The following is a 15,547-nucleotide window of genomic DNA, read 5'->3' as shown; positions in this document are numbered from 1 at the left end:
CTCGTCGATCACTGGCCGCTGGTGGCAGGAGGCCCTCTGACATGACCCAACTCGCCCTCGTCATCGATCTCAACGTTTGCGTCGGCTGTCATGCCTGTGTCACCTCCTGCAAGGAGTGGAACACCTCGGGCGCGGCCGGTCCGCTGGTCGACGAGCACCCCTACGACGGCTCGCCCACCGGTACCTTCTTCAACCGCGTCCAGACCTTCGAGGTCGGCACCTTCCCCGATACCGAGACCGTCCACTTCCCCAAGAGCTGTCTGCACTGCGAGGACCCGCCCTGCGTGCCGGTCTGCCCCACCGGGGCCTCCTACAAGCGCGCCGACAACGGTGTGGTGCTGGTCGACTACGACAAGTGCATCGGTTGCAAGTACTGCTCCTGGGCCTGCCCCTATGGCGCGCGCGAGCTCGACGCCCAGGAGCGGGTGATGAAGAAGTGCACCCTGTGCATCGACCGTATCACCGACGACAGCCTCCCCGAGCGCGATCGCCAGCCGGCCTGCGTGCTCGCCTGTCCGACCAGCGCGCGGCTGTTCGGCGACGTCCACGACCCCGACTCCGAGGTCTCGGTGGCAATCCGTGAGCGTGGCGGCTATGCGCTGATGGCCGAGTGGGGCACCAAGCCCGCCAACCACTACCTGCCACGCCACAAGACCCGGATGCACATCGCTCCCGAGGACCTCGAGCGGGTCGACAACCCGCTGCGTCGCGAGGATCTCACCGACTACACCGGCGAGGAGTCCGTCGACGACGTGGCCTGGTAAGGGCCGTTCCCGTCCACCGCAATCAGGAAGCCGCCCATGCATCCCGCCTTCTCCGTGATCCTGCTGACCACCCTGCTCGGCGCCGGCCAGGGGCTGTTCCTGGCGATGTTCACCGGACAGCTCTATGCCATCGCCCACTTCCTGCCGCTGCAGACCTCGGGCTTCTACGCCAGCGGCAGCCTGCTGGCGCTGTCGCTGCTGCTCGGCGGGTTGGCCGCCTCCTTCTTCCATCTCGGTCGTCCCGAACGCGCCTGGCGCGCGGCGAGCTGCTGGCGCACCTCCTGGCTCTCGCGCGAGGTGATCGTGCTGCCGCTGACCATGGGGCTGGTCGCGGCCTATGCGCTGACCCACCTGCTGGGCTGGACCGCGCCCTGGTTCCGGGTCGGCGCCCTGGCCGTCGACCTGTCGCTGATCCTCGGCGTGCTCGGCACCCTGGCGAGCCTGGCGCTGTTCGTCTGCACCGCGATGATCTATGCCGCGGTGCGCTTCCTCGAGGAGTGGCACTCGCCGCTGACGGTGAGCAACTTCCTGCTGCTCGGTAGCGCCTCGGGCTTCATGCTGGCGGCGGCCTATTCGGCCTGGCTCGGCAACCCGCTGGTCGGTTTCTTCGGCACCTGGGCGGTGATCCTCACCCTCGCCGCCGCGCTCTCGCGCGGCGCACACTTGTTGCGCAATGCCCGGCTCGAACACCGCAGCACGGTGCAGAGCGCCATCGGGGTACGTCACAGCGCCTTGCAGCAGAAGGCCCAGGGCGCCACCGGCGGCAGCTTCAACACCCGTGAGTTCTTCCACGGGCGCAGCGCCCGGACCCTGCGCTGGGTGCGTGCCTTCTTCCTGGTGACGGTGTTCCCGCTGCCGGTGGTGCTGATCGCCCTGGCCCATGCCGAGGTCTCGAGCACCCTGGCGCTGACGGCCTTCGCCGTCCAGTTCGTCGGGCTGCTGGCCGAACGCTGGTACTTCTTCGCCGAGGCCCGCCACCCGCAGAACCTCTACTACCAATCGGTGTCCTGACGGCTTGCGGGCAGCCGAGTCGTCAGCGACCAACTTCCAGTCGCCAGCGACTAGCCGCCAGCCGCCGGTAGGACCTCTTACGCCCCGCTGACGCGCACACTAAGCCGCTACTGGTAGCTGGAGGCTGGAAGCTACCCGCTAGATCGGCACGAACAGTGGGTGTCCAGCCAGTTCGCCGCGGACCACCGGGACCCGGTAGGCCCGCTCGACCTGCTCCGGGGTGAGCGTCGCCATGTCGCCGGTGCGATGGCCGCCGTCGCCGTCGAGCAGCAGGAAGCGGTCGGCGAAGCGCAGCGCCAGGTTGAGGTCGTGGAGGACCACCAGGGTGACCAGATCACGTTCGCGGGCGGTGCGTCTGACCAGCGCCAGGACCTCCAGCCGGTTGGCGAGGTCGAGATGGTTGACCGGCTCGTCGAGCAGCAGCAGACGGGGGGCTTGCGCCAGGGCGCGCCCGATCAGTACCTTCTGCAGCTCGCCGCCACTGAGCTCGGTGCAGCGTCGGCCGGCGAGTGCGGCGAGCCCGAGGTGATCGAGGATGTCGTCGACCAGCGCGAGATCGCGCTCGCCGGTCTGCCAGCGCAGGTGCGGCACGCGCCCGAGCAGCACCGCCTCGTAGACGGTGACGGCGACCGGGCGCGACTGCTGGGGCAGATAGGCGATCTGGCGGGCGCGGGCGCCGCGCTCGAGTCGGTCGAGCGGGGTGTCATCGAGCCGTACCCGCCCGCCCAGCGGCGGGTGGAGCTGGGCGAGGGTGCGGATCAGGGTCGACTTGCCGGCCCCGTTGGGCCCGAGTACCGCCAACAGCGCGCCGGCGGGTAGCTCCAGGTCGAGTCCCCGCAGCAGGGTGCGGCCGCCGTGGCCGATGCTGAGCGCCTCGATCCCGAGCATGGTCAGCGCTCCCCGCGGCGCAGCAACAGCGCCAGCAGCAAGGGTGCGCCGAGCATGGCGGTGACCGCGCCGACCGGCAGTACCACCGGGGCGATGATCAACCGTCCCAGGGTGTCGGCGCCGAGCAGTACGATGGCCCCGGCCAGGGCGGCGTAGGGGAGCAGATAGCGGTGGTCGACACCGATGATCAGCCGCACCAGGTGCGGCGCGATCAGCCCGACGAAGCCGATCACCCCGAGGAAGGCGGTGCTCACCGCCGCCAGGACCGCGCCGGCGGCCAGGACCGTCAGCCGTAGCCGCGCCACCGCCACGCCGAGCGCGCGGGCGCTGTCCTCACCCCAGGCCATGGCGTTGAGCTGCCAGCCGGTGCGGGTGAGCAGGACGAGCAGCGGCGCCAACACCAGGGCGAGCCAGCCGACCTCGCGCCAGCCGGCCTTGCCGAGGTCGCCGAAGGTCCAGAACAGGGTCGCCGCCGCCTGGGTGTCGCTGGCGAAGTACTGCACCAGCATGGTGCCGGCGCTGGAGAAGGCGCCGAGTGCGATCCCGGCCAGCACCAGCGCCTCGGGGCGCAGCTGGCGCAGCAGCGCGATCAGCAGGATGGCCGCGGCGGTGCAGAGACCGCCGACGAGTGCCGCGCCGACCACCAGATAGGGCTGCTCGACCACCACCGTCTCGGGTCCCAACCGATTGAGCTCGCCGGCGCCGAGCAGCACGATGGCGCAGGTCGCGCCGAAGGCCGCGCCCTGGGAGACCCCGAGTGTCATCGGCGAGGCCAGGGGGTTGCGCAATACGCTCTGCATCACCGCCCCGGCCAGCGCCAGGCTCATGCCGGCGAGCAACGCGGCGAGCAGCCGCGGTAGCCGGATCGACCAGATCACGTGTGCCGCGGGGTCGGGGGCGGCGGGTCCGGCGCGCAGCGCCGTCAGCACCTCGCCGGCCGTCAGTGGGTAGCTGCCCTGGCCGAGGGCATAGACCACCAGCGCCATCAGCCCGACTCCCAGCGACAGCCCGGCGAGCAGGCGCCTGCGGCGTTGGTGGCGGAAGCTCGCGCGTGGCGCCGGGCTCAGGACACTGGCGTCCATCGTCCCTGCTCCAGATCGAGTCGTCCCAGGCCATGGCCGTGCTCGGCCAGCGCCGGCATGATGTCGGTGCCGAGAAAAGCGCGCATGATGGCGCCGGCCCGCGCCCCGATGTCGATGTCCGCCAGCGCCTCGGGGTGGAGCACCTTGGCCATCATCCAGGCGTTGACCAGGGCGTTCTCGACATTGGTGTTGTAGGCGTTGAACGGCAGGGTCAGCCACACCTGTCCGGTACGGACCGCGCGCAAGCGGTGATAGAACCCAGGGTCCCTGGCGTATTCGGTGAGGATGCCGGCCAGCCCGCCGCCGTCGATGAAGAGCACCGGCGGGTCCCACAGCAGCAGTTGCTCGCGATCGAGGAAGAGATGTCCTGCCGGGCCCGCCCGGTCGGCGAGGTTCTGTGCCCCGGCCCAGCGCAGCGGCTGGTGACCGGCCTGGGTACTGGTGAGACCGTGGCTGCCCTGCATGCTGACGCCGCCGAGATAGGCGGCCACGGGGGGCGTGGCGCCGACGCGTCGGTGCAGCGCGTCCAGCTCGTCGGTGAGGGCGGCGACGAGCTGGGCGGCGCGCTGGCCGCGCCCCACCGCCTCGCCCAGGGCCTGGAGCGACCCAATCAGTTCGTCGATGCGGAGGATGCCGGTATCGCCATAGTCGAGCACCAGCAGCTCGACCCCGGCGCGTGCGCGCAGTGCCTGCAGCTGCTGATCGTCGAGGGCGGCGGCGGCGACCAGATCGGGGCGCAGCCGCAGCACCTGTTCGAGGTCGGGCATCCGCCCGGGACCGCCGGGGCCGATCGAGGGCAGGGCGTCGATCCCCGTCGGCAGGGCGTAGCGATAGCTGCTGGTGGTGAGCGCGCGTCGCTCGAAGTCCTCGACCCCGACCAGTCGATCGGCGACCGCCAGGTAGGTCAGCAGGCGTAGTGCGCCGGGGCCGATTGCCAGGAGTCGCTGACTGGGTGCGGCCCGTGCCGGAGACGGCGCGGGGGGGATGAGGGTGGCGGCGAGCAGGGCGAGAAGCTGGCGCCGGGTGCAGCGCGCGGCTGTGCCATGGTTGATGGTCTTCGTCCGGGCGCTGGTGGCGGGCGTGTCCGGCGTCCTGCGTGTCGGTTTCGTATCCATGTCTCGCTCCCTGGGGGCTCTCCATCGGACCGCTGTCGCTCGGGGACAGCGGTCGGCGTGACTCCGGGCATGATGGCGTCTGGCCGCGGTGCCCGGCAAGGTGTCTGCGCGCGGTCCGGTCGGTCTGGGCGCCCGTCCGGGGGTGATTGATCCCGCCTGCCGGCGGGCGTATCTTGGTCCAGCCGTCGTCGCGCGGCGGCTTGTACGGCGCGCGTTCTCGGGCCTCGCGCCTGTTCGATCGTCCCACCGCGTCAGCCTAGCCGCATGAAACACCCCCAGTGTGACCAGATCGTGCTCGTCAGCGCCGACCTCGAGGCCAGGCGGGTACGTCTGACCCTGCGCGCGGCCCTGCTGGGGGTGGTGTTGAGTGCATTCTTCAGTTGGTTCGACTTCTGGGTCACCGGCTATCTGTTCCACGCCCTCGCCGAAGGGCTCTTCTGTGTCCTGCTGTCGTGGCTGGCCTGGGGGCTGTATTGCGGCCGCGGTCAACGCATCCTGCCGCTGCTCGGCGTGGTGCTCGCCGGGGTGTTGCTCGCGGCGCTGTCGATCACCGGTGAGGCCGGTGACGGGGTGTTGATCTGGGCGGCGCTGCTGCCGCCGTTGGCCTTCTTCGTGCTGGGGCTGTGGCTGGGGCTGGCGGTCTCGCTGGGATTCAGTGCGGTGCTGATGTCGATGCTGTGGCTGCGGATCGCGCTGGACCCCGGCTTCGGTCTGAACTGGCTGGCGATGGTCAATGGCGGCGGGGCCCTGCTGGCCTCGACCGTGATCTCAATGCTCTACGAGCACAGTCGTGCCCATACCGCGCGGCGCCTGGCCCATGCGGCCAACACCGATCCGCTCACCGGGGTGGCCAACCGGCGTGGCTTCCTCGCCGGTTTCGAGTGCCGGATGACGCTGGCGCAACGGTCGCGGACGCCGGTCTCGCTGCTGCTCTTCGACCTCGACCGGCTCAAGCAGCTCAATGACGAGCTGGGACATGCGGCGGGCGATGCCGCCATCCGTCACGTGGTGCGGGTGATCCAGGGGCTGGTGCGGCGCCAGGACCTGTTGGCGCGGCTCGGCGGTGATGAGTTCGCGCTGCTGTTGCCCGGCACCGACCTGGAGGGGGCTGCGACCCTCGCGCACAAGCTGCGCGAGACGCTGGCGCGTGCGCCGCTGGAGATGGCGGGATGCACCCGGGCGCTGACCCTGAGCATCGGGCTGGCCCAGGCCGAGCCGGGCGAGACCGACTACGACCGGCTCGCCTCGGTGGCCGACCGCTGTCTCTACCGCGCCAAGGAAGGGGGGCGCAATTGCGTGGTCGATCGCTGCTGAGGGCCGGCGCGTCGTGGCGCCAGCCCGGTGCGCGTCAACAACCGTATTCGCAGACCTGATAGCTGCTGACGGTACCGCCGCAGTTCTCGTAGCAGAGTCGGTACTCCTCATCGCACTGGCCGGTGTCGGCACCCTGGTTGCAGTAGCTGCTCGACGAGCACTTGCTGCGCTCGATGTCGCTCTTGGCCGTGGCCATGCAGGCGGTGTAGTTGATCATGGCGTTGCGCTCGCAATCGGCGCGGGCGTTGGCGGCGCGGTTCTCGGCCTGGTTGCGGCACATCGCGCGCATGCTCAGGCACTGGTTCAGGCACTGCTTGCCGGCGCTGTCGGCCGGGGGCATGTAGCTGTACTCGGTGCGATAGGACGGGCCACAGGCGACGAGCGCGATGGCGAGCGTGGCGAGGAAGACAAGGCGCTGCAGTGCGCGGGAGTGGATGGGCATGATCGATCCTTGAGCCGGAGTCCGGCAGTCGTTGAGTCCGTTTGATTCTAGCCAATTCTGTCCCCAATGCAGGTGCGCTGGCGCAGGTCGTGACGTCCTCATCGGTGCGCCGGGGCGAAGCGGTGGGTCAGGGCGCTCGGTCCGCTCGGCCACTGGCCCTTGAGCCGATTCTCGGCGCGTGCGCCGACGAAACCGAGATAGCCGTACTTGCCGTAGTGGGGCAGCTTGCGCGCCAGTGCCGGCAGCGCCTCGGCCAGCTCGGTACCGAGCCAGGCGAGCGGCTGTTCACCGCGCGCGGCGGTGAGCACGATGCTGTCGAGCCCGTCGAGACGTTGCGTCGGGGGCGCTGCGGTGGGGGCGGGGACGGCGTGCTCGAAGGTTGCGCGATGGCGATTCTCCCAGCCGAGCAGCCAGATCGCGCCGTGCTCGGGCAGGGTGTCGAACGCGCTGTCGAGCGCCACCCGCCAGCCCGGATGTCCGCTGCGCCAGCGCTCGGCCAGTGCCCGATAGCCGTCGAGCAATGCTGTCGGCGCCCGTGCCGGCAGCAGGATCAGCCCCCGCTCGGCGCCGAACAGGTTGCCGAGTGCCACCGGGGTCTCGCCGGACAGCAGGGTGCGGAAGACGTCGAATTCGGGGTCGACGGCGAGGGCGAGCGGGCGCTGGTCGAGCGCGATGCCGAACGCCTGGGCGCGCTCGTCGGTCTCGATCCAGAGCGTGCGAGTGCTGCCGTCTGACCACGCGAGCCGCAGCGGCAGGTACAGCGGGAAGGGTGCGCCCGGCTGGGTCTGGCGGATCTCGCCGTGGACCTCTATCTGGCCGTCGTGTTGCTCGAGTCTGACCCCGTCGAGCGCCAGCGTCGGTGCCCCGGGTCGCTCGACCCAGGCGGCGAAGAAGTCGCCGAGGTCGGTGCCCGAGACCTGCTCGAAGGCGCGGCGCAACTCGGCGTAGCCGGCGGCGCGGAAACGGTTGTCGGCATAGAAGCGGCGCAGCCCGGCGTCGAAGGTCTCGTCGCCGAGGCGGCGGCGCAGCATGTGGAAGACCATCGCCCCCTTGCCGTAGCCGATCGCCTGGGAGCCGCCGTCGTGACGGGCGCTGAAGGCGCTGAGCGGGAAGTCCTCGCCGTGGTGGACGTGATCGGCGTAGGCCTTGAGCATCTCGCGCCGCGCCTCGACCCCGGTGCCGGCGCGCTCGCGCTGCCAGTAGTCGGCGAGATAATTGGTCAGGCCCTCGCTCCAGTTGCCCGAGTCGGCGTCGACATAGACCCCGTTGCCCCACCAGTTGTGGAGGATCTCGTGCGGGTAGGAGGTGTGGAGGATGAAGGGCAGACGGATCACCCGTGAGCCGAGCAGGGTGAAGGAGGGCATGCCGTAGCCGCTCTCCCAGAAGTTCTCGACCAGCGCGAACTTGGCGTAGGGGTAGGGGCCGATGCGCTCGCCATAGTCGCGCAGATAGGTGGCGGTGGCGTCGAGATAGCGTCGCGCGAGTGCGGGGTCGGGCGCGCGCAGATAGACCTGGGTGGCGATGCCCTCGCTGCTGTCGCGATAGAGGGTGAAGGGCGCGGCGACCAGATAGATCGACTCCTGCGGCTGCGTCTCGCGCCACTGTGAGCGACCCGACTCGGGCGCCGCGCCGGGGCCGCTGCCTTGGGAGACGGCGATCCAGCCCGCGGGCAGGGTGACATCGAGCGTGAAGCGCAGTCGCTGTCCGGGCAGCAGCGGGTACCAGCCGCTGGCCCCGGAGAGGAAGATGCCATCGCTGTCGATGGTGCCGAGCGACCACTGTCGGTCGCGTCCAACCCCCTCGATCTGGCGGCGCAGGCCGTGACGGATCTGGCCCCGGTAGTCGAGGGTGACCGGCCCGGTGCCGGCGTGCCGCAACCGATAGACGGCGAGGTGGCCGCGTCGCCCGACCGGGGTGAGGGTCGCCGTCTCGTCGCCGACGGTGGGCGTGAGCCCGGCGTCGAGCAGCACCAGGGTGTCCTCGAGCCCGGCGGGCAGGCGCAGCCGATCGCTCGCCTCCAGGGTGCCGGTGGCGGGGTCGATGTGCACCGCGAGCTGGTGCTCGACGAGCGGTGGCGGGGACGCGGCCTGGGCCGGGGTCAGACCGAGCAGCAGCAGGGTTGAAAGGATCAAGTGTCGCATCAGTATCCGGATCCTCGGCAGAATAGGGAGCGGGGCGGTGTGTGCCCCGGGCAACAGGGTCGGTGGTCGGCGTTCCTTCTCGATGCTCGAGGGAAGCGCAGAGCGCGTGACCTGGTCAATCATGCGGGCCGCGGTGGCCCGAAACCAGCGGGGTGAGACGTGTCCTACAAAAGCTTGGCGATGATTGCCGTCGCCGTCGTGCTGGCGGCGCCGGGGGCGAGTGTCCTTGCGCGGGATGCCGAGCCTGCGGCGGGGGCGGCCACCCGGGTGCTCGAACTCGATGCGCTGACCGGGGTCGAGACCCTGCTCGGGCGCATCGCCGAGCGCCGCGTGGTCTATGTCGGCGAGCACCACGACCGCTATGCCGACCATCTCGATCAGCTGGCGGTGATCCGCGGCCTGCACGCCCGCGGCAAGCCGCTGGCGATCGGTCTGGAGTGCTTCCAGCAGCCCTTCCAGATCCATCTCGACGCCTATGTCGCCGGCGCCATCGACGAGGCGCAGATGCTGCGCCGCACCGAGTACTTCGAGCGCTGGCGCTTCGACTACCGGCTCTATCGTCCGATCCTGCGCTTCGCGCGCGAGCACGAGATCCCGCTGATCGCGCTCAATCTCGACCAGGCCCTCACCCGCCGTGTCGGCGAGGTCGGCATCGACGGGCTCGACCCTCGTCAGCGCGCCGCCCTGCCCGCCGCGCTCGCCCGGCCCGACGCGGCCTATCGCGAGCGGCTGCGCGAGATCTTCGCCCAGCACCCCTTCGGCGACGAGCGCGATCTCGATCACTTCATCGAGGTCCAGCTGCTGTGGGACGAGGGCATGGCCGCGCGCGCCGCCGACTATCTCGCCGCCAACCCCGAACGCACCCTGGTGGTGCTCGCCGGGGCCGGGCACCTCGAGTACGGTATCGGTATCCCCGACCGGGTCGAGCGCCGGCTCGGGCTGCCGGGTGCGGTGTTGCTCAACGGCGAGGGGCGACCGGTCGAGCCGCCGGCGGCCGATTTCTATCTCTATCCCGCCCCGGCCGAGCTGCCCCCGGCCGGGCTGCTGGGGGTGCAGCTCGGCGAGGGCGAGGAAGGGGCCGGCACCCGCGTGGTCGGCTTCGCCGCCGACAGTGGCGCGCAGGCCGCCGGGGTGGCGGTGGGCGATCGTATCCTCGCCCTTGCCGGGCGAGCGGTCGCCGACTATGCCGATATCCGTCTGGCGCTGCTCGATCGTGTCCCCGGCGAGCGGGTCGCGGTCACGGTGCTGCGCGGCGCCGAGGAGCGGCGCGATCTTGAGGTGGAGTTGCGCTGATGTCGATCTCGCACCGCCCCGAGCTGCTCTCCCCGGCCGGCAGCCCCAGCCATCTCGACTATGCCTTCGCCTATGGCGCCGATGCCGTCTATGCCGGGCTGCCCCGGTACAGCCTGCGGGTGCGCAAGGGCGGCTTCGACGCCGCCTCGCTCGCCACCGGCATCGCCGCGGCCCATGATCTCGGCAAGCGCTTCTATCTCGCCGTCAACCTGATGCCGCACGGGGCCAAGCTGCGCACCTTCGTCGACGACATCGGCGCGCTGGTCGCGCTCGGCCCCGATGCGCTGATCATGGCCGACCCCGGGCTGATCATGCTGGTGCGCGAGCGCTGGCCCGAGCTGCCGATCCACCTCTCGGTGCAGGCCAACACGGTCAACGCCGCGGCGGTGCGCTTCTGGGCGATGCAGGGGGTCGAGCGGGTGATCCTCTCGCGCGAGCTCTCGCTCGACGAGATCGCGGCGATCCGCGAGGCCTGTCCCGACACCGAGCTGGAGGTCTTCGTCCACGGCGCGCTCTGTATCGCCTATTCCGGGCGCTGTCTGCTCTCGGGGTACTTCAACCACCGCGACGCCAACCAGGGGGTGTGTACCAACGCCTGTCGCTGGCGCTACCGCTTGGGCGAGGTGGCTGGCGGCGAGCCCGGGTTCGTGCTGGAGGAGGGCGAGCGCCCGGGCGAGTACATGCCGGTGTTCGAGGACGAGCAGGGCACCTACATCATGAACTCGCGCGACCTGCGCGCCGTCGAGCACGTCGCCCGGCTGATCGAGATCGGCATCGACTGTCTCAAGATCGAGGGTCGCACCAAGTCCGACTACTATGTCGCGCGCACCGCCCAGGTCTATCGCCAGGCGATCGACGACGCGCTCGCCGGGCGCGCCTTCCGTGCCGACCTGCTCGAGGCGCTCGAGGGACTGGCCAACCGGGGCTATACCGAGGGTTTCTATCGCCGTCACGGCGCCGATCCGGCGCTGCAGAACTACGACTGCGGTGCCTCGCGCAACCAGCGCCAGTTGTTCGTCGGCGAGGTGCTGGGGGCACGCGAGGGCTGGGCCGAGGTGGCGGTGCGCAACCGCTTTGCGCGCGGCGATCAACTGGAGCTGATGAGCCCGGGCGGCAACTACGCCTTCCGTCTCGAGGCGCTCAGCGATCGCGAGGGCGCGCCGCTCGAGGTCGCGCCGGGGGCGGGCTGGACGGTGCGGGTGCGCCTGCCCGAGGGCGTCGAGCCCGGCGCGCGGGCGCTGCTCACCCGCGCGGTCTGAGCGCGGCGGCTCAGCGCACCCAGTCGATGAGGTGCATCAGCGGGTTCTCCCCGGTCTCCGGGCTGAGCACGCGTCCGCGTACGCTCTCCCCGGCCTCGGCCACCGACTCCGGGTCGCCGCTCACCAGCGGGTGCCAGCGCGGCAGGGGGCGGCCCTCGGCGAGCAGCCGGTAGGCGCAGGTCTCGGGCAGCCAGCGCGGGTCGGCCAGGTGCTCGGGGGTGAGGGTGATGCAGTCGGGCATGCGCCGGGCGCGGTTGGGGTAGTCGCGGCAGCGGCAGGTGTCGAGATCGAGCAGGGCGCAGGCGATGCGGGAGTAAACGATGCGGCCCGTGTCCTCGTCCTCGAACTTCTCCAGACAGCACTTGCCGCAGCCGTCGCAGAGCGCGTCCCATTGCCCGGTGTCCATCAGCTCGAGCGGGGTGGTCTCCCAGAAGGGGGCGGCGGTCTGGTTCATGCGGGGTCCTCGGTCGCCCGATCGGGCGCGAAAAGCGCTTCATCTTGCCGTAAAGCCGAGGGTCTCGCCAGGGGAATGATTGAACCGCAAAGACACAAAGGAGCAGAGTGCTAACAGCGTCCCGTCGCCTGTGGATGCATTCATCTGGCTCGGCGATCCCCGGCGAGCGGTGTTGCTTGCGGGTGAGGCGAGTGGGGGCACTGGAGGTGGTCATCCCATCAGCGCTTTGCGCTCTTTGGGTCTTTGCGGTTCAGACCGTCCCTGGTCGCTGAAGGTCGGCCGCCGGGCGCCTGGGCTATAATCGCCGGTCCGGTCGCTGGGCCGGTGGTCGGGTCGAGGAGGAGGGGAACATGGCGAAGGCGCTGATCCAGGCCCCGTTCGGGCCGATCGCCGTCGACTGGCGCGGGGGCGCGCTGGCCGGGGTCGATCTCGTGCCGCAGGGCGAGCGCGATGGCGCGGTCTTGCCCGATTGGGTGCGCGCCGAGTTCGTCGCCTATCTCGAGGATCCGGGGCATCGGATCGACCTGCCGCTGCAGCCCGCGGGCACGGCCTTCCAGCAGCGCGTCTGGAGCGCGCTGCGGGCGATCCCGCCGGGGCGCCCCTGTACCTACGGCGAGCTGGCCGCGAGACTCGGCAGCGCGGCGCGCGCCATCGGTCAGGCCTGTCGCGCCAACCCCTGCCCGCTGGTGGTGCCCTGTCACCGGGTGGTGGGCCGGCGCGGGGCGGGTGGTTTCGGTGGTGCGCGCGCCGGTGCGCCGCTGGCCGTCAAGCGCTGGTTGCTGCGCCACGAAGGCTGGGAGGAGGACTGATGGCCGAGGACGGGATCCTGATCGAGCGTTTCGTCGAGTCGCTGTGGCTCGAGCGCGGCGCGAGCCGCAACACCCAGAGCGCCTATCGCTCCGACCTGCGCGCCTTCGCCGCCTGGCTTGCCGCCGAACGCAAGCGGGGTCTGGCGGCGGCCGGACGTCAGGACCTGCTCGATTATCTGGCGCTGCTCGCCGAGCAGGGCCGCAAGCCGCGCTCGAGCGCGCGCCTGGTCTCCTCGCTGCGGCAGTTCTATCGTTATCTGCTGCGCCGCGGGGTGATCGCTGACGACCCGAGCGCGCGCATCGAGACCCCGCGCCTGGGCCGCCCGCTGCCCAAGAGCCTGAGCGAGGCCGAGGTCGAGTATCTGCTGCGCGCGCCCGATACCACCGACCCGCGCGGTCATCGCGACCGCACCATGCTCGAGGTGCTCTATGCCAGCGGGCTGCGGGTGACCGAGCTGGTCACCCTGATGCCCGCCCAGATCAGCCTCACCCAGGGGCTGGTGCGGGTGCAGGGCAAGGGCGGGCGCGAGCGTCTGGTGCCGCTCGGCGACGAGGCCACGCACTGGGTGCGCGAGTACGTCAAGGGGCCGCGCCTGGAGTTGCTCGGCGGGCGTTGCAGCGACTATCTGTTCCCCACCAGTCGCAGCGAGCACATGAGCCGTCAGGCCTTCTGGATGCTGATCAAGCGCTATGCCATCGAGGCCGGGGTGCTCAAGCCGCTCTCGCCCCACACCCTGCGTCACGCCTTCGCCACCCATCTGCTCAATCACGGTGCCGATCTGCGCGTGGTGCAGATGCTGCTCGGACACAGCGACCTTTCAACCACCCAGATCTATACCCACGTTGCCCGAGAGCGGCTCAAGCGGATGCATGCCGTGCATCATCCGCGCGGCTGAGCCGGTCGGGCCATATCCCTGTTCGAGGTTCTTCATGCCATCGTTTGACATCGTTTCCGAGTTCGATCTACAAGAGGTGCGCAACGCGGTCGATCAGGCCAATCGCGAGATCGGTACCCGCTTCGACTTCAAGGGCGTCACCGCCAGCTTCGAGCTCGCCGAGGACAAGATCCAGCTCGCCGCCGAGCAGGAGTTCCAGCTCCAGCAGATGCTCGACATCCTGCGCCAGAAGCTGGTCAAGCGTAAGATCGATCTCGCCGCGCTGGAGCCGGGCGAGGCGGTGCAGACGCTCAATGCCGCGCGCCAGGAGATCGTCCTCAAGCAGGGCGTCGACAGCGACACCGCCAAGCGCATGGTCAAGGCGATCAAGACGAGCAAGCTCAAGGTGCAGGCCCAGATCCAGGGCGAGCAGGTGCGGGTCACCGGCAAGAAGCGCGACGACCTGCAGGCGGTGATCACGCTGCTGCGCGAGTCCGACTGGGGGCTGCCGCTGCAATTCGAAAACTTCAGAGACTAGGAAGCCCCATGCTGAGAATCAGATCCCTCGCGCTGGCCGCCACCCTCGGCTGCCTCGCCACCGCCGTGCAGGCCGGTCCCGAGCAGCAGATTCGCGCCGCGCTCGAGGCGGTGTCCCCGGACATCGCCATCAGCGATATCCGTCCGGCCCCGGTCGATGGCCTCTACGAGGTGCTCGTCGGCAGTGAGCTGATGTACATGACCGCCGACGGTCGTTATTTCATCGATGGACGCATCGTCGATCTCAAGACCCGCACCGATCTCACCGAGCCGCGTCTGGCCGAGGCCCGCAAGGGGCTGATCGAGTCGATCGGTGAGGAGTCGATGGTGAGCTTCGGTCCCGCCGACGCCGCGCACACGGTCACGGTGTTCACCGACATCGAATGTGGCTACTGTCGCAAGCTGCACAGCCAGATCGACGACTATGTCGCCAACGGTATCCGCGTGCGCTATCTGTTCTTCCCCCGCGCCGGCGAGGGCAGCGAGGCCTATCGCGAGGCCGTCTCGGTGTGGTGCGCCGGTGATGCCGAGGCGCGTCGCGAGGCGATGACCGAGGCCAAGCAGGGCAAGTCGATCGAGATGCGCAAGTGCGACAACCCGGTGGCCGAGCACATGGCATTGGGGCGTGAGCTGGGCCTGCGCGGTACCCCGGCGATCATCACCGAGGACGGCACCCTGATCCCGGGCTATGTCGACCCCAAGCGCCTCGCGGTCGAACTCGACCAGATGGCAGGCTCCTGAGCGCGGCGACGGCGAGTGGCCCCGTGATGTGGTCGCATCAGCTCGAGTACGCCTGGCAGACCGACTGCGGTCGGGTGCGCGCGCACAATGAGGACGCCGTCGGCGTCCACCCCGCGCTCGGCCTGATCGTGGTCGCCGACGGGGTCGGCGGCGCGAGCGCCGGCGAGGTGGCCAGCCGCACCGCGGTCGAGACCATCGCCGAGCGCTTCCGTCGTCACCCCTCGCCACGCCACGACGCCGAGCGTACCCGGCTGTTCGTCGAGGCGGCGATCGAGGAGGCCAATATCGCCATCTGGCGCCATGCCAACACCAACCCGGGGTGCGCCGGGATGGGGACCACGGTGGTGCTCGGCGTGCTCGGTCCCGGCTGGATGGTGGCTGCGCATGTCGGCGACTCGCGTCTCTACCGGTTGCGCGACGGCGTACTCGAACAGCTCTCGCGCGATCACAGCCTGCTCCAGGAGGTCCTCGACCAGGGACTCTACGACTCGCGCGAGGAGGCGATGGCGAGCGGCATCGGCGAGAACATCCTCACCCGTGCGCTGGGTTCGCTGCCGAGCCCCGGGGTGAGTTCGTCGATCTGCCCCCTGGCACCCGGGGACCTCTATCTGTTCTGCAGCGACGGGCTGAGCGGCATGCTCGGCGAGGCGCAGCTGCGCGAGGCGCTGCGCGCGGCCGATCCCGCCTCCCTGGGACGGACCGCCGAGGACCTGATCACCGCGGCCAACGCCGCGGGCGGCAAGGACAACATCACCCTGGCGTTGCTCGGTGTCGGCCCCCGGCTGGTGCCGGAGACCGATCCGCTCGGCTGAGTGGCGTGCC

At 70.2% G+C, this 15,547-nt stretch carries 16 protein-coding genes; 10 read left to right on the top strand and 6 right to left on the bottom strand.

Going from position 1 to position 15,547, the window contains the following annotated elements; translation table 11 throughout:
- Positions 1 to 41: 41 nt before the first annotated feature.
- Both soeB and soeC read left to right on the top strand, forming a co-directional pair.
- Complete coding sequence (gene soeB / locus EBL84_RS02735; protein WP_123139420.1) at positions 42 to 764, top strand: sulfite dehydrogenase subunit SoeB; 723 nt, start codon at positions 42 to 44, stop codon at positions 762 to 764.
- Positions 765 to 800: 36 nt separating this feature from the next.
- Complete coding sequence (gene soeC, locus EBL84_RS02730) at positions 801 to 1,775, top strand: sulfite dehydrogenase subunit SoeC (protein ID WP_123139419.1); 975 nt, start codon at positions 801 to 803, stop codon at positions 1,773 to 1,775.
- Positions 1,776 to 1,913: 138 nt separating this feature from the next.
- Here the strand turns inward: soeC and EBL84_RS02725 are convergent, their stop codons facing one another.
- The 3 genes from EBL84_RS02725 to EBL84_RS02715 are packed head-to-tail and all read right to left on the bottom strand — an operon-like array spanning position 1,914 to position 4,860.
- Positions 1,914 to 2,663: an ABC transporter ATP-binding protein gene (locus tag EBL84_RS02725; protein ID WP_123139418.1), complete on the bottom strand. Its 750-nt coding sequence runs from the start codon at positions 2,661 to 2,663 to the stop codon at positions 1,914 to 1,916.
- Positions 2,664 to 2,665: 2 nt separating this feature from the next.
- The gene (locus tag EBL84_RS02720; protein ID WP_123139417.1) at positions 2,666 to 3,745 is read right to left on the bottom strand and encodes an iron ABC transporter permease; all 1,080 of its coding nucleotides are present in this window, start codon (positions 3,743 to 3,745) and stop codon (positions 2,666 to 2,668) included.
- The gene (locus EBL84_RS02715; protein ID WP_123139416.1) at positions 3,727 to 4,860 is read right to left on the bottom strand and encodes an ABC transporter substrate-binding protein; all 1,134 of its coding nucleotides are present in this window, start codon (positions 4,858 to 4,860) and stop codon (positions 3,727 to 3,729) included. Before EBL84_RS02715 ends, EBL84_RS02720 begins: the two co-directional genes overlap by 19 nt.
- Positions 4,861 to 5,124: 264 nt before the next feature.
- On the opposite strand from EBL84_RS02715, the gene EBL84_RS02710 reads away from it, so the two are divergent.
- Positions 5,125 to 6,174 carry a sensor domain-containing diguanylate cyclase gene (locus EBL84_RS02710; RefSeq protein ID WP_123139415.1) on the top strand — a complete coding sequence of 350 codons (1,050 nt, stop codon included), beginning with the start codon at positions 5,125 to 5,127 and terminating at the stop codon, positions 6,172 to 6,174.
- A 34-nt stretch (positions 6,175 to 6,208) separates the two neighbouring features.
- Here the strand turns inward: EBL84_RS02710 and EBL84_RS02705 are convergent, their stop codons facing one another.
- The gene (locus EBL84_RS02705; RefSeq protein ID WP_123139414.1) at positions 6,209 to 6,616 is read right to left on the bottom strand and encodes a hypothetical protein; all 408 of its coding nucleotides are present in this window, start codon (positions 6,614 to 6,616) and stop codon (positions 6,209 to 6,211) included.
- Positions 6,617 to 6,714: 98 nt separating this feature from the next.
- Positions 6,715 to 8,757 carry a M1 family metallopeptidase gene (locus EBL84_RS02700; RefSeq protein WP_123139413.1) on the bottom strand — a complete coding sequence of 681 codons (2,043 nt, stop codon included), beginning with the start codon at positions 8,755 to 8,757 and terminating at the stop codon, positions 6,715 to 6,717.
- Positions 8,758 to 8,916: 159 nt separating this feature from the next.
- Between EBL84_RS02700 and EBL84_RS02695 the strand changes: the two genes are divergently transcribed.
- Positions 8,917 to 10,050, top strand: coding sequence for a ChaN family lipoprotein (locus EBL84_RS02695; protein ID WP_223806945.1), 1,134 nt, complete (start codon positions 8,917 to 8,919; stop codon positions 10,048 to 10,050).
- Entirely contained in the window at positions 10,050 to 11,309 is a 1,260-nt protein-coding gene (locus EBL84_RS02690; RefSeq protein WP_123139411.1) for a U32 family peptidase, read from the top strand. Before EBL84_RS02695 ends, EBL84_RS02690 begins: the two co-directional genes overlap by 1 nt.
- Positions 11,310 to 11,319: 10 nt before the next feature.
- Here the strand turns inward: EBL84_RS02690 and EBL84_RS02685 are convergent, their stop codons facing one another.
- Positions 11,320 to 11,763: a YcgN family cysteine cluster protein gene (locus EBL84_RS02685; RefSeq protein ID WP_123139410.1), complete on the bottom strand. Its 444-nt coding sequence runs from the start codon at positions 11,761 to 11,763 to the stop codon at positions 11,320 to 11,322.
- A 350-nt stretch (positions 11,764 to 12,113) separates the two neighbouring features.
- On the opposite strand from EBL84_RS02685, the gene EBL84_RS02680 reads away from it, so the two are divergent.
- From EBL84_RS02680 to EBL84_RS02660, 5 genes are read left to right on the top strand one after another with little or no spacing between them, the layout of a single operon-like run.
- Positions 12,114 to 12,572 (top strand): methylated-DNA--[protein]-cysteine S-methyltransferase, encoded by a 459-nt coding sequence (locus tag EBL84_RS02680; protein WP_123139409.1) that lies wholly within the window; start codon positions 12,114 to 12,116, stop codon positions 12,570 to 12,572.
- Positions 12,569 to 13,468 carry a site-specific tyrosine recombinase XerD gene (gene xerD, locus EBL84_RS02675; RefSeq protein ID WP_062274086.1) on the top strand — a complete coding sequence of 300 codons (900 nt, stop codon included), beginning with the start codon at positions 12,569 to 12,571 and terminating at the stop codon, positions 13,466 to 13,468. The genes EBL84_RS02680 and xerD overlap by 4 nt, the downstream gene beginning before the upstream one ends.
- A 34-nt stretch (positions 13,469 to 13,502) precedes the next feature.
- Positions 13,503 to 13,985, top strand: coding sequence for a YajQ family cyclic di-GMP-binding protein (locus tag EBL84_RS02670; RefSeq protein WP_123139408.1), 483 nt, complete (start codon positions 13,503 to 13,505; stop codon positions 13,983 to 13,985).
- An 8-nt stretch (positions 13,986 to 13,993) separates the two neighbouring features.
- Positions 13,994 to 14,725 (top strand): DsbC family protein, encoded by a 732-nt coding sequence (locus EBL84_RS02665; RefSeq protein WP_123139407.1) that lies wholly within the window; start codon positions 13,994 to 13,996, stop codon positions 14,723 to 14,725.
- Between the two features lie 26 nt (positions 14,726 to 14,751).
- The gene (locus tag EBL84_RS02660) at positions 14,752 to 15,537 is read left to right on the top strand and encodes a PP2C family serine/threonine-protein phosphatase (protein ID WP_123139406.1); all 786 of its coding nucleotides are present in this window, start codon (positions 14,752 to 14,754) and stop codon (positions 15,535 to 15,537) included.
- The last annotated feature ends 10 nt before the right edge of the window (positions 15,538 to 15,547 follow it).

The sequence above is a fragment of the Marichromatium sp. AB31 genome (genome assembly GCF_003718685.1).
Classification (GTDB): Bacteria; Pseudomonadota; Gammaproteobacteria; order Chromatiales; family Chromatiaceae; genus Marichromatium; species Marichromatium gracile.
Note: the sequence above shows the minus strand (reverse complement) of the source record. Positions and strands in the feature narration are given on the sequence as shown.